This is a genomic window from Phyllobacterium sp. YR620 (assembly GCF_900104165.1).
Classification (GTDB): domain Bacteria; phylum Pseudomonadota; class Alphaproteobacteria; order Rhizobiales; family Rhizobiaceae; genus Phyllobacterium; species Phyllobacterium pellucidum.
Genome location: NZ_FNJP01000001.1, coordinates 1,209,138 through 1,222,805, shown reverse-complemented (window position 1 = coordinate 1,222,805; position 13,668 = coordinate 1,209,138). Strand labels below are relative to the sequence as shown.

Below are 13,668 nucleotides of genomic sequence, written 5' to 3'. Positions count from 1 at the left end.
TCATATGACAGTTCTGGACACTGGAAGCATCGCTCCGGACTTCACCCTGCCCCGCGATGGCGGCGGCGACATCACCCTGTCCGCGCTGCGCGGCAAGCCGGTCGTGCTCTATTTCTACCCGAAGGACGACACAAGCGGCTGTACCCAGGAGGCGATCGAATTTTCCGGCCTCAAGCCGCAGTTCGAAGCGCTTGGCGCCACGGTTATCGGAATGTCGCCTGACGCCGTGAAAAAGCACGACAAATTCAAGACAAAGCATGATCTGAAGGTCGATCTCGTGGCGGACGAGGACAGGAAGATCATCGAGGCCTATGGGCTCTGGGTCGAAAAGAGCATGTACGGCCGCAAATATATGGGCGTAGAACGCACGACTTTCCTCATCGATGCGAGCGGAAAAATTGCCCGGGTGTGGAACAAGGTCAAGGTTCCCGGCCACGCCGCGGAGGTTCTCGAGGCGACGCTGGCGCTCAAAAGCTGATTTCGTCGCTTTTTTCATTGCGAATTCAATGAGAATGCACGGCTCTGTCAGGATTTATTAACCCTAACAGAGTGTAGTGATTTGCAGGAATTCAGCTGCGGATCGACGAACACACAGCCATGAAAAAGGTCAAGAGCTCCAGCATCTTCGGCACGATCAAGGAACCGCATACAATCATCATTGCGCGCGGCGAAACGATCCGCCATTTCAGCGTGAAGCCCTGGGCCGCGCTCCTCGGCGGATCGCTGGCCGTGGGCTTTGCCGGAACCTACATCCTTGCGACATCCTACCTCGTTTTCCGCGATCAACTCATAACCGGAAGCGTCGCCCGGCAGGCGCAGATCGAGCGCGCCTACGAGGATCGCATCGCCGCGCTCCGCACACAGCTCGACCGCGTCACCAGCCGCCAGCTTCTCGACCGGAAACTGGTCGAGGGCAAGGTTGCAGAATTGGTTCAGCGCCAGAAGCGCCTGACCGAGCAACACCAGAAGCTCGCGCCCATGCTCAAACGCGCTGGCAACACCTTGCCAGCTGACGTCGCTCCACACCTCGCGATGGACAGCGATGCCGACACTATTGTCAGGTCCGAGGACGCCGATGCCTTCTATGGTATCGATCCTATCATAACCGGCCCAACGTCGACGACGCAAAAGCCTGCGCCGCGTGACGACAAGGCGAAAGCCAAGGTCAACAAGGCCGGACTGCTCGATTCCGTCGACCATTCGCTTGCGGCGATCGAAACCAAGCAGTCCCGCCAGATGCAGACGCTGTCCAATTCGGCCTATGAAACCGCCGACAAGATCATGGACGCGCTTGCTGCGACGGGAATCAAACGGGTGGCCGGCGGTGAGACTGCCGGCGCGGGCGGCCCGCTCATTCTGGCAAGCTTTAACCCAACCGCGCCATTCGACACGAAACTCGCCGATTTGAATGATGCGCTGCATCGTCTTGAAGGCGCAAAGAAGCTGGCAAAGGCGGTCCCCATCGCCAATCCGGCGCCGGGCATGCCCGTATCAAGCTCCTTTGGCGTGCGCAGAGACCCGCTCATCGGCATGATGGCTTTTCACTCGGGCATGGATTTCCGCGCAATAGCGGGAACGTCGGTTCTTGCTACGGCCAACGGAACCGTGACTGCCGCTGAATATGCCGGCGGTTACGGCAATATGGTCGAGGTCGACCACGGCAACGGGCTCGTCACGCGTTACGGCCATATGAGCCAGATCCTCGTCAAGACTGGCCAGCGCGTCAAGCTCGGTGACGTTCTCGGTAAGGTCGGGAGCACAGGACGCTCAACCGGCCCGCACCTCCATTACGAAGTGCGCAGAAACGGCAACGCCGTCGATCCGACGACCTTCCTCGCTATCGGCCGGCAGATCGCTGCCGACCTCTGAGAATGCGGCTTTAGGCGATATCCTCGACGACCACGTCCGATCCATGTACCCGGTGCGCCAAGGCAGCTTCCATGAACTCGTCCACCTCGCCGTCAAGCACATCCTGCGGGCTGGTGCTTTCAACACCCGTGCGCAGATCCTTTACCAACTGGTATGGCTGGAGGACGTAGGAACGGATCTGATGGCCCCAGCCGATGTCTGTCTTCGATGCGGAAATCGCATTTGCGGCTTCTTCGCGCTTTTCAAGCTCGGCCTCGTAAAGGCGAGCCCGCAGCATGGACCATGCGGTCGCACGATTCTTGTGCTGTGAACGTTCAGCCTGGCACTGTACGACGATGCCGGTCGCGATATGAGTGATACGCACCGCTGAATCGGTCGTGTTGACGTGCTGTCCGCCTGCGCCCGACGCGCGGTAGGTATCGATACGAACATCGGATTCGTTGACATCGATGGCGATATTGTCGTCAACGACCGGGTAGACCCAGATGCTGGAAAACGACGTATGGCGGCGCGCATTCGAGTCATAGGGCGAAATGCGCACCAGGCGATGAACGCCGGATTCCGTCTTCAGGAGGCCATAGGCATTGTGGCCTTTGACGAGGATCGTGGCGGACTTGATCCCGGCTTCTTCGCCATAGTGAACTTCGAGAAGTTCGACCTTCATACCCTTGCGTTCCGCCCAGCGGGTATACATGCGCAGGAGCATATTGGCCCAATCCTGGCTCTCGGTGCCGCCTGCACCCGAATGGACTTCTAGGTAACAGTCGTTGGCATCGGCTTCGCCCGAAAGCAACGTGTCGATCTGGCGGCGATCCACGTCCTGCTTGATGGCCCGGATCGCGGTCTCCGCCTCCGCGACGATCGACGCATCGCCCTCCTCTTCGCCCATGGCGATGAGTTCGACATTGTCATCCAGGGATTGGCTTAAGGTGCGGATCGAGTTGATGCCGTCTTCGAGCTGCTGGCGCTCGCGCATAAGCTTTTGCGCTTCCTGCGCGTCATTCCACAGCGACGGATCTTCGGCAAGCTGGTTCAGATAGCCCAGGCGTTTGATTGAAGCATCCCAGTCAAAGATGCCTCCTCAGCAGGCTTATGGCCTGCTTGATCTCGTCGACCAGCGTCTCGATTTCGGCGCGCATTGGCTGTCCGTTCCTTCTCTATGCTCGAATTTCGGCGGACCATATTGACTGGTCCGCGCGATGTAAAGTGTTCAGCTCTGCCTGAGATAGTGCGGGCCAGGCGGTCAGAAAAGACCGCCGCCACCGCCCTGAATGGCCCGGTTCACGTTTGGCGATTGCACCTCGACAGGTGAGCCTTCCGAGAACGTATCCATGCCGATGACCGAATAGGTGTCAGCAGGACCGGTACCGGGCTTGAACGCTTCCATGATGACATTCGGGCCGTCCGGCGAGGCGCGCATGCCCGTCTTGCGGTCGATCGGGATGACCGTCATGCCCTCGGGTACGCGGAAATCGACGGAGCGCTGCCCCTGCAGGGCCGCTTCGGCGAATTCCTTGAACACCGGGGCGGCAAGGCCGCTGCCGGTAAAGCCATGGCCCATCGGCGATGGCGTGTCGTACCCGAGATAGAGGCCGAAGACGAGGTCGGGCGTAAAGCCGATGAACCAGGCATCCTTCTCGTCATTGGTCGTTCCGGTCTTGCCGGCGATCGGACGATTGAGGCTCTTGAGGATCGTCGCCGTACCGCGCTGCACGACGCCTTCCATCATCGAGGTGATCTGATAGGCAGTCATCGGGTCCAGCACCTGATCGCGGTCGTCGATCAGATCGGGCTCCGGCTGGTCCTTCCATTCGGTGGCCGTGCAGTTTTCGCACTTGCGCTCGTCATGCTTGAACACCGTCTTGCCATAGCGATCCTGGATGCGGTCGATCATCGATGGCGTAATCTTGCGGCCGCCATTGGCGATGATCGAATAGCCGGTCACCATGCGCAGCACCGTCGTTTCGCCCGAGCCAAGCGCCATGGCAAGAACCGGCAGCATCTTGTCATAGATGCCGAAACGCTCGGCATATTCGGCAACAAGCTTCATGCCCATGTCCTGCGCGAGGCGGACCGTCATCAGGTTGCGCGACTGTTCGATGCCGTAGCGCAGCGTCGATGGGCCGGCAAACTTTCCGCCATAGTTCTTCGGCGCCCATATGCCAAGGCTGCCGCCCTGGTCGATCGAGATCGGACCATCAAGCACGACCGAGGCTGGCGTATAGCCATTGTCGAGCGCGGCGGAGTAGACGAACGGCTTGAACGAGGAGCCGGGCTGACGCATCGCCTGCGTCGCGCGATTGAATTCGGATTCGGCAAAGGAGAAGCCGCCGACCATGGCAAGAACGCGTCCCGTGTGCGGATCCATCGCAACAGCACCGCCGGCGATCTTGGGCACCTGGCGCAGTTGGAAGGCATCGTTGCTGCCCTCCTTCTTCTCAACAAAGACCACATCGCCGACGTTGAGCACGCCCTCGAGTGACTTTGCCGACGAGCGCTTGCCGTCGATGAGCAGTTTCAAGGCCCATTTTGCGTCGGCCGCGTCGATCGTGCCCTGCTTGCGCTCGCTGACGACCTTGCCGGAAGTCTCGCGGTCGGGCTGCAGACCGATCGTCGCCTGCTGCGGCGTTACCTCGAGCACGACGGCGAGCTGCCATTCCGGCACGTCGGAGAAGGCCTTGATCTCGGACAGCGGAATGCCCCAGTCGCCATTGGTTGAAATGGTCTTGTAGGCGCCGCGATAGCCGCGCGCCTCGTCATATTTGAAGAGCCCGTGCTGCAGCGCCTTGCGCGCCATGACCTGCAGCTTGGGGTCGAGCGTGGTACGAACCGAAAGGCCGCCTTCATAGAGCGCGTTCTCGCCATATTTGGCGATGATCTGGCGGCGAACCTCTTCGCTGAAATACTCGGACGCAAAGAGATAGTTGCCGGTGTGCCGCGGCGTAACGCCGAGCGGCTCGGCTTTCGCTTCGGTCGCTTCTTCCGCCGTCACATAGCCGTTCTCGGCCATGCGATCGATGACCCAGTTGCGTCGCTCGATCGCACGCTCCGGCTGGCGGAAAGGATGGTAGTTGGAAGGTCCCTTCGGAAGGGCTGCGAGATAGGCAGCCTCCGCCACGGTCAGTTCATTCACCGACTTGTTGAAATATGTCAGTGCGGCGCCTGCAATGCCGTAGGAGTTGAGGCCGAAGAAAATCTCGTTGAGGTAAAGTTCGAGAATGCGGTCTTTCGAATAGGCCTGCTCGATGCGGAACGAGAGGATCGCTTCCTTCACCTTGCGGCCAATGGTCTGGTCATTGCTCAGGAGAAAATTCTTGGCGACCTGCTGCGTGATGGTCGATGCACCAACAGGCCGGCGCGTGCCGTAGTTCTGGATATTGGTAAGGACAGCGCGGAACAGTCCACTAATGTCGACGCCCGGATGCTGATAGAAATTCTTGTCTTCGGCCGAAATGAAGGCAGCTTTGACCCGGTCAGGAACCGCCTGGATCGGCAAATAAAGCCGGCGCTCGCGCGCAAATTCCGCCATAAGCTGGCCGTCGGATGCATGAACGCGGGTCATGACCGGCGGCTCGTACTTGGCCAGAACTTCGTAGTCCGGCAGATCCTTAGAGATGCTGACGACGTAAAGGGCCGCGCCAGCAGCGGCGATCAGCGCCATAACCGTGCCGATTCCGAAAAAATATCCGATCAAGCGTATCATAAGTATCCGGAACCCGTTTCACCAATTGGCACGTAAAATCAAAGCGAGCTTTCGATTCATGCAGATTGCGATGCAGGAATGGCCACAGTGAAAGCCAGCCCAAGTTCGGCATGTGCCAGGAGCGACGCCGAAAGCTCGTCGATGCCATTGATCGACAAATGTGACAAAGGCAAGGAAAACCCGTTTCCCTTAACAATTTAAATACCAAATGTGTAGTTTCGGCAACGCACGGGCGTGAGAATTTTCAAGACAACCCTACCGTGCATAACTCCTAGTTGAGCGCGCCAGCCGTCTTCATTCCAGCAAATTCGCCGACCGCCGTGGCAAGCCTTTCGGCGACATGGCTCCGCCACGCCGGGTCGAGCATGAGCTTTTCGTCTTCCTGATTGGAGAGATAACCGATTTCAACCAGCACGGACGGCACATCCGGCGCGCGCAGCACCTGAAAGCCGGCAAAGCGGTGCGGGTTGTTGATCATGTTCACGTCTTTCTTGAGCGACTTCACCACGGTCTTGGCGAAACTCAGCGAGAAGTTGTGTGTCTCCCGGCGCGTCAGGTCCATCAATATGTCGGCGATTTCCGGCGCCTCGTTGTCGAAGGCGATGCCGGCCACTGCGTCGGCACGGTTTTCGCGGTCGGCCATGGCGCGGGAATCCGCATCGGAAGCCCGGTCGGAAACCGTGTAGACCGTGGCACCGCGGATGTTGCCGCGATTGATCGTGTCGGCATGGATCGAGACGAAAAGGTCGGCCTCGTACTGGCGGGCGATGCGCACGCGCTCGGACAGACGCAGGAACGTATCGTCGTTGCGTGTCATCTCGACACGGATGCCGGAGATCTTCTGCAATTCGTCCCGCAACTGCTGGGCGAACATCAGCGTCACATTCTTTTCGAGGCTTCCGCCAGCGCTCTCCGCGCCGCTGTCGATCCCGCCATGACCAGCATCGACGACGACTGTGAACGGTTTCGGCGCCTGGCTTGCTTCGCCGGGAGCCGCAGCCGCCAATCGATCGCCCGTCGGCGTCGATGTGGTCGAGGCAGTCGTCTGGTTCTGCGTCTTCAATGCTTCCGCAAAGGCACGATCGGACGATGCGACGAGGTCGGCAACGAGCCGATAGCCGGGACTGTTATCGTTCTTGAGGACATCGATCCGTTCGACCGCAAAAGGACCCTTCAAGGTAAAGATGAGCCGCGAACGCGTTGCGTCGATCATCCCATAGCGCACATCGGTAATGAGACCCCGCGCCTCGGTCGATTTCTTGTCGAAGCCAAAAACCGTCTTCGGCATGTCGATCGCCAGGCGATGCGGATCGCCGAGCAGCATTGTGGAAATGTCCGGCTCCTGGTCGAAATTGATGACGACGCGTGTGCGCAGTTCGTCGCCGGCTGCCTGATAGGTCAAAGCGGCGAGATCGCCCGCCGCATGCGCCACAGCGCCGCCCTGCAATGAGACAACAAGGCCAAGAAATGCAGCCATGATTATCCGACGGAACACATTCACACCTTTGAAACTGAGCGGGCAGGCAATCCCCGCAAGCACCTCTCGGCCGACCAAACACGCACTGGAAGTCTGCTCAGGGCCTATTATCTATGACTATTAGGTAAGGAGCCATGGTTAATAATCTCTTATTCAAGGTTATTTCGTTGCAGCCGTTGATGACACGATTATGAAGAAGGCCTTGTCATTAAGCGACACACCTCCTAAAAGCAAAGGTGAGTTACTTTCCGCCCTCCGGAATCAGCTCTTCGATGTCACCGCAAATGCCGGAAAGACAAGCGGAGCACAGACATGGCGGCGCGATGGCGAAGCTTCGCTGTAGGTAACCGACAAAAGGATTTGGCGCGCGCGGACAGGGATTGTCGGCAGCGCTTTGTGAACGGCAGATCGCGCAGACAAGGCGCATCGGGCCAGCCCCTAGCGGGGTGATAACAGTGGCGGCACAGCTGAAAAGCGTGCCATTCGTGAGGTCGTTTCGTCAGGAACAACAATGTTTGGTACAGATGTGACCATAACCGGCTTACAAGCCGCGGCTGCCTCAAGGCAGGTCCGCGCGTTGCCGCGTCTGTCTGTTTCTGCGAACTTTAATATATCCGGCAGATGTGAAGACGCGGCTCCAGATACCTTGAGGGTATCCGGGCTGTCTCGCGTTGTTAGCGTTGCAGCCGGGGAGAAGAATTATAATGTCGGACAAGATGCTAATCGACGCCTCCCACCAGGAGGAAACACGGGTTGTCGTGGTTCGGGGCAACCGGATTGAAGAATTTGACTTTGAGTCGGAACACAAGAAACAGATCAAAGGCAATATCTATCTGGCGCGTGTCACACGCGTAGAACCATCCCTCCAGGCTGCTTTCGTCGAGTATGGCGGCAATCGCCACGGCTTCCTCGCATTCAGCGAAATTCATCCTGATTACTATCAGATCCCGGTTGCTGACCGTCAGGCGCTGATCGAAGCAGAAGCGGAAGCGGCAAGCCAGGACGAAGATCACGAGGAACATGCAAGCGAGCAGCGCAGCCGCGATCGCAACGATCGCAGCTCGCGCAATCGCCGGCGCGGCCGTCGTGGCCCGCGGTCGGGTGAAGAATCGTCGAAGCTCGATGCCTCTTCGGAAGAGAACTCCGAGGAGAATGCCGTCACGGACGAATCCTCTGAGGACGAAGCCGTCGTGGAAGTCGCAGCCGAAGAGGCGAGCGAATCCCAGTCTGACGAATCGGGCAGCCAGACCCGCGCGGCTTCGATCGATGCGGACGTGATTTCCGAAGCTGTCGTCGTCGACGGCGATGCGGAAGACACAGAGGGCAACGAGACCCCGCGTTCGAAGAAGTCCGGTCGCCGCTCTGGCGACGACAAGGATGATGCGCACGACGAACTCGATGAAGTCGAATCGGTCGGTGCCGAGGATGCGATGGAAGAGGTGCCGACGCACCAGCGCTTTCAGCGCCGCCAGTACAACATCCAGGACGTCATCAAGCGCCGGCAGATCCTGCTCGTTCAGGTCGTCAAGGAAGAGCGCGGCAACAAGGGCGCAGCGCTGACGACGTATCTTTCGCTCGCTGGACGCTATTCCGTGCTGATGCCAAACACTGCCCGTGGCGGCGGCATTTCGCGCAAGATCACCAGCGTACAGGACCGCAAGCGCCTCAAGGACATCGTCAAGGATCTCGAAGTTCCGAAAGGAATGGGCGTCATCCTGCGCACCGCCGGTGCCAACCGCACGAAGCCCGAGGTCAAGCGCGACTACGAATATTTGATGCGGTTGTGGGAGAACGTTCGAAGCCTCACCCTCGCCTCTACAGCGCCGACGCTGGTCTATGAGGAAGGCAGCCTCATCAAGCGATCGATCCGCGACCTCTATAACAAGGACATCACCGAGATCCTCGTCGCTGGCGAGAACGGCTACCGCGAGGCCAAGGACTTCATGCGCATGCTCATGCCGAGCCATGCCAAGGTCGTGCAGCCCTATCGCGAATTGACCCCGATCTTTGCCCGCAACGGAATCGAGGCGCAGCTCGACCGTATGTTGCAGCCACAGGTGACGCTGAAATCCGGCGGCTACATCATCATCAACCAGACCGAAGCGCTCGTCGCCATCGACGTCAACTCGGGTCGTTCGACCCGCGAACACTCGATCGAAGACACCGCGCTGCAGACCAACCTCGAGGCAGCTGACGAAGTTGCGCGGCAGTTGCGGTTGCGCGACCTTGCCGGCCTCATCGTCATCGATTTCATCGATATGGAAGAGAACCGCAACAACCGTGCGGTTGAGAAGCGGCTGAAGGATTGCCTCAAGGACGACCGCGCGCGCATCCAGGTCGGCCGAATTTCACATTTCGGTCTGCTCGAAATGTCGCGCCAGCGCATCCGCGCCAGCGTTCTCGAAAGCACGACGCAGGTCTGCGCCATGTGCGGCGGCACCGGACATGTGCGCTCGGCCTCGTCGATTGCGCTGCACGTCATGCGCTCGATCGAGGAATATCTGCTGCGCCATTCGCAGAACAATATCATCGTGCGCACGACCGTTCCGACGGCGCTCTACGTCCTCAATCACAAGCGCCAGAATCTTGCCGATCTCGAGTCTCGTTTTGGTCTGACGATCAGCATCGAGGCCGATGACAGCGTTGGTGCTCAGCACTTCGCCATCGACAAGGGTTCGATCGCACTCGGTCCCATCGTTCCGCTGGCGGAGACCCCGACGCTCGGCATCGCCGACGATTTCGAGGATACCGATATTCCGGTCGAAGAAGCTGATGAAGTCGAAGACGTTCAGGCGGCCGACACGGCCCGCGTCGACGGCGACGACGGTTCGCGCAAGCGCCGGCGCAAGCGGCGGCGGCGTGGCGGACGTGACCGTCAGGAAGTTGCCGCGGGTGAGCCCGGTCAATCGGTTCGCAGCGACGACGATGCGGACGATGCTGATCAACCGCCCGTTCCAGGCGAGGATGCGGCCGCGAAGAAGGCACGCGAAGATGAGAACGAACGGCGCAAGAAGCGTCGCCGGGGTCGCCGTGGCGGCCGCAAGAACCGTCGCGACGGCGACGAAGGCGATAACTACATCGCTGCAAAAGCCGTCCCGGACGCGGAACCGGTGTTCGTAACCATACCGCTTCCGGACTTTGCCAAGGCAAAGACGATCGAGACGGTTGCCGATGAGGCCGAAGCTGCCTCCGTCGTCGCTGCGGTCGAGACACCTGCCGTCGAGCCAGTGGCCGAAGGGGTGATTGCGGTCATCGAAGAAGCGCCCGCCAAGAAGCCGGCCAAGCGCAAGTCGCGGGCAAAGGCTGCCGCCGAACCGGTGGATGCCGCCGCCGAGCCAGTAGAAACGGCCGCCGAAGCTCCGGCCAAGCCGAAGCGTGCACCGCGCAAGTCAACGAAGAAGGCTGTTGTCGAAGAGGCGGTTGCTGCCGAGGAATCACCTGCTCCGCAGCCCGAGACAGTCGAAGCCGAAGCGCCTGCGCAAGTGCAGCCCGAGCCGGACGCTGCCGAACCGAAGCAAGAGAAAGTTCCGAGCGAGCCGGTCGTCACATCTACCGTTGCCACGGAAAAGAAGAGCGAAGGTGAAGCACAACCGAAGCGTGGCTGGTGGCAGAAGAAGGGTTTCTTCTGAGCCGCGATCGATTGAATTGAAGACAAGAGGAACCGGCATTCGTGCCGGTTTTTCTTTACAAAAGCCGGGATTTGGCTTGTTGCGCCGCAGATTTGCCGAATTGGGCAGATTTCACAAGGTGGGAGGAGCTTGGGCTCCCTTTCATTCGAAGTTCGATTTCGATACCAATGGGGCCATGATGACAATTCGCAGTTCGTGCCAATCGCTCGCGTCCCTGATGCGCCCCGCCCTCATCGCCCTGACCGCGGGCGCAATGGTGGTCGCCCAAGGTGCAGTCGCGCTTGCGCAGTCCCAATCATTGCCGATCGTCCGCGATGCCGAGATCGAGGCGCTGGTTACAGACTACGCAACGCCGATCATCAATGCGGCTGGCCTCGGCAAGCGTGCGATCAAGGTCGTCCTCGTCAACAACAGCAGTTTCAACGCTTTCGTTGACGGGCGCCGCATCTTCATCAACACCGGCGCGTTGCTGCAAGCCGAAACGCCCAATGAAATCATCGGCGTCATCGCCCACGAAACCGGCCATCTTGCCGGCGGCCACCAATTCAAGCTGCGCGAGCAATTGGCCAACGCCAAGACCATGGCCGTGGTAGCGGGTCTTCTCGGCGTCGGCGCTATCGTCGGCGGCGCCGCTGCGGGCGCGAGCGGCCTGTCGAAGGCAGGCGCCGGTATTGCGATGGGCGCGCCGGAAGTCGCGATGCGCAGCCTGCTCAATTATCAGCGCACGGAAGAGATGGCGGCGGATCGTTCAGCAATAACCTACCTTGCCGCAACCCAACAATCGGCCAAGGGCATGCTCACGACGTTCGAGCGATTCTCCAACGCCCTGTCGCTGACGGGCACGCGCATGGATCCCTACCGCATCAGCCACCCGCTGCCGCGTGAGCGCATTGCCAACCTCGAGACGCTGGCACGGGCAAGCCCCTATTTCGACAAGAAGGACAGCCCTGCCCTGCAGCAGCGCCATGATCTGATGCGCGGCAAGATAGCCGCCTATACCGGCGGGGGCGCCAGCGTCCTGCAAACCTTCCGCAAGGATCCGCAAAATATCGGGGCCCGTTACGGCGACGCGATCGCCACCTATCTCAATGGCTCGGCGCAATCGGCCTTGACCAAGCTTGACCCGCTGATCAAGGAGCAACCGAAGAACCCGTATTTCTACGAGATGCGCGGCGAAATGCTGTTAAAGCAGAACAAGGTGCAGGATGCTGCAAACGCCTTCGAGAAAGCAAGTTCACTCGATCCGCGCAAGTCGGGCCTGATCCGTATGAACTACGGCCGCGCCTTGATGCTGACGGGAACGCCGGCGAACCTCAAGATTGCCGTCGACGAACTCAAGACGAGCATAGGCCGCGACCGCGAGTCCCCGGCCGGATACGCCTATCTGGCCCAGGCCTACGGACAGATGGGTGACATGGCGCTCTCCGATCTCGCCAGCGCGAACGAAAAATTCTACTCGGGCAAGATCCAGGACGCTCAAATCTTCGCGACCCGTGCACAACGTGGCTTGAAAAGCGGCTCGCCCGAGTGGATACAGGCTCAGGACATTATCAGCGCCAAGCGCAAGTAAGATGCGGCAATCCCTCAGGGGACACAGTTTTTGAAAAAGGATACTCCATAATGGCAAAAGTCGCTCTGATTGGCGCAGCCGCCGGCCTCGTCAGCATCGCCGCATTGGCGCTCGGCTATCACGCGGGCCAGACCGATCTCATGGCCTCCGCGCCAGACAAGACCGCGGTCACCGCTTCGACCACCGATCGCACCGAGATCGAAGGCATCGTGCGCAACTATCTGATCAACAATCCCGAGGTCATGCTCGAAGTTCAGACCGCGCTCAATACCAAGCAGGAAGCGGCGCAGAAGGAAGCCTCGACGCAGGTTATCGGCGAAAACAAGGACAAGATATTCCAGTCCGCCAATGACGCTGTTTTCGGCAATCCCACGGGCGATGTGACCATCGTCGAGTTCTTCGACTATAATTGCGGCTACTGCAAGAAGGCGCTCCCCGATATGGACGCGTTGCTGAAGAGCGATCCGAACCTGCGCTTCGTCATGAAGGAATTCCCGATCCTCGGGGCCGATTCGACGCGGGCGCATATCGTCGCCAAGGCATTCAAGGCGGTCATGCCCGAAAAATATCTCGAATTCCACCGCGACCTTCTCGGCGGCGAAGGACGTGCGACCGAAGCTTCGGCCATGGCGATCGCCGTCAAGCTCGGCGCCAATGAAGCGCAGATCCGCGAAAAGATGAATTCGCCTGAGATCACAAAGAGCTTCCAGGAAACCTACGACCTCGCAAATAACCTCAGCATCACCGGCACTCCATCCTATGTCGTCGGAACTGAAGTAGTGCCGGGCGCCCTCGGTGCGGACGCATTGGCCGAGCGGATCAGCCATATTCGCAACAAATAGGTCTGAATATTTACTTCTGACTGCGAAAACCCGTTGTGGACAAGCAATAACGTGACTTTGCAGGCTTTTCGCTTGCCGATAAGCCGTCTATATGGGACCAGCATTTTCGAACCGTCCGGTAATCATGAAGCAAACGATCTTCGTCCTCAACGGCCCAAACCTCAACATGCTTGGCAAGCGTGAGCCGGGTATCTATGGCGCCGTGACTTTGGACGACATCGAAGCCATGTGCCGGACCGAAGCCGAGGCACTCGGCTGCGAGATTGATTTCCGCCAGTCCGATCATGAGGGTGATCTGGTCAGCTGGATACAGGAGGCAGGCGAGCAGAAGGCATTGGTGTTGATCAATCCCGCCGCCTATACGCATACCTCCATCGCGCTGCATGACGCCATAAGGGCGGCATCTGTAACGCTGGTGGAAGTTCACCTTTCCAACATCCACGCACGCGAGTCGTTCCGCCACCACTCCTACGTTTCCTCTTTGGCCAAAGGGGTGATATGTGGCTTCGGGGCCGACGGCTACCTGATGGGCTTGCGCGCACTCATCAAGCTGGCAACGCCGCAGTAGCTGGCAGTGC

9 protein-coding genes are annotated in these 13,668 nt (G+C 59.4%); 6 read left to right on the top strand and 3 right to left on the bottom strand.

What is annotated here, in order from left to right; genetic code table 11:
• Positions 1-4 precede the first annotated feature (4 nt).
• Together BLR72_RS05735 and BLR72_RS05730 are read left to right on the top strand one after the other, a co-directional pair.
• A complete protein-coding gene (locus BLR72_RS05735) occupies positions 5-478 on the top strand; it encodes a peroxiredoxin (RefSeq protein WP_091946021.1) in 474 nt (157 codons plus the stop codon).
• 119 nt (positions 479-597) lie between these two features.
• Positions 598-1,869, top strand: a complete 1,272-nt coding sequence (locus tag BLR72_RS05730) for a M23 family metallopeptidase (RefSeq protein ID WP_091946018.1) — start codon at positions 598-600, stop codon at positions 1,867-1,869.
• 10 nt (positions 1,870-1,879) lie between these two features.
• On the opposite strand, the gene prfB is transcribed toward BLR72_RS05730, so the two are convergent.
• The 3 genes from prfB to BLR72_RS05715 all read right to left on the bottom strand — a co-directional run bounded on the left by prfB (position 1,880) and on the right by BLR72_RS05715 (position 7,049).
• Positions 1,880-3,008 (bottom strand): peptide chain release factor 2 gene (prfB, locus tag BLR72_RS05725; RefSeq protein WP_139202501.1). Its coding sequence is split into 2 segments (ribosomal slippage): positions 1,880-2,938 and positions 2,940-3,008, totalling 1,128 coding nucleotides; the frame shifts between segments, so codons are not numbered across the junction.
• Between the two features lie 104 nt (positions 3,009-3,112).
• A complete protein-coding gene (locus BLR72_RS05720; RefSeq protein WP_091921653.1) occupies positions 3,113-5,572 on the bottom strand; it encodes a penicillin-binding protein 1A in 2,460 nt (819 codons plus the stop codon).
• 271 nt (positions 5,573-5,843) lie between these two features.
• Complete coding sequence (locus BLR72_RS05715; protein WP_091921655.1) at positions 5,844-7,049, bottom strand: N-acetylmuramoyl-L-alanine amidase; 1,206 nt, start codon at positions 7,047-7,049, stop codon at positions 5,844-5,846.
• Between the two features lie 704 nt (positions 7,050-7,753).
• Here BLR72_RS05715 and BLR72_RS05710 point away from each other — a divergent pair.
• The 4 genes from BLR72_RS05710 to aroQ all read left to right on the top strand — a co-directional run bounded on the left by BLR72_RS05710 (position 7,754) and on the right by aroQ (position 13,658).
• A complete protein-coding gene (locus tag BLR72_RS05710) occupies positions 7,754-10,678 on the top strand; it encodes a ribonuclease E/G (protein ID WP_091946012.1) in 2,925 nt (974 codons plus the stop codon).
• A gap of 253 nt (positions 10,679-10,931) precedes the next feature.
• Positions 10,932-12,248, top strand: a complete 1,317-nt coding sequence (locus BLR72_RS05705; protein WP_244506646.1) for a M48 family metalloprotease — start codon at positions 10,932-10,934, stop codon at positions 12,246-12,248.
• 50 nt (positions 12,249-12,298) lie between these two features.
• Complete coding sequence (locus BLR72_RS05700) at positions 12,299-13,090, top strand: DsbA family protein (RefSeq protein WP_091946009.1); 792 nt, start codon at positions 12,299-12,301, stop codon at positions 13,088-13,090.
• A gap of 124 nt (positions 13,091-13,214) precedes the next feature.
• A complete protein-coding gene (gene aroQ, locus BLR72_RS05695) occupies positions 13,215-13,658 on the top strand; it encodes a type II 3-dehydroquinate dehydratase (protein WP_091946660.1) in 444 nt (147 codons plus the stop codon).
• Positions 13,659-13,668: the final 10 nt, after the last annotated feature.

Bases quoted from the DNA above. Each gene is read 5' to 3' on its own strand.
- BLR72_RS05705 (WP_244506646.1), top strand. From the start codon at position 10,932: ATGGTGGTCGCCCAAGGTGCAGTCGCGCTTGCGCAGTCCCAATCATTG.
- BLR72_RS05700 (WP_091946009.1), top strand. From the start codon at position 12,299: ATGGCAAAAGTCGCTCTGATTGGCGCAGCCGCCGGCCTCGTCAGCATC.
- BLR72_RS05730 (WP_091946018.1), top strand. From the start codon at position 598: ATGAAAAAGGTCAAGAGCTCCAGCATCTTCGGCACGATCAAGGAACCG.
- BLR72_RS05735 (WP_091946021.1), top strand. From the start codon at position 5: ATGACAGTTCTGGACACTGGAAGCATCGCTCCGGACTTCACCCTGCCC.
- BLR72_RS05715 (WP_091921655.1), bottom strand. From the start codon at position 7,049: ATGGCTGCATTTCTTGGCCTTGTTGTCTCATTGCAGGGCGGCGCTGTG.
- BLR72_RS05710 (WP_091946012.1), top strand. From the start codon at position 7,754: ATGTCGGACAAGATGCTAATCGACGCCTCCCACCAGGAGGAAACACGG.
- BLR72_RS05720 (WP_091921653.1), bottom strand. From the start codon at position 5,572: ATGATACGCTTGATCGGATATTTTTTCGGAATCGGCACGGTTATGGCG.
- aroQ (WP_091946660.1), top strand. From the start codon at position 13,215: ATGAAGCAAACGATCTTCGTCCTCAACGGCCCAAACCTCAACATGCTT.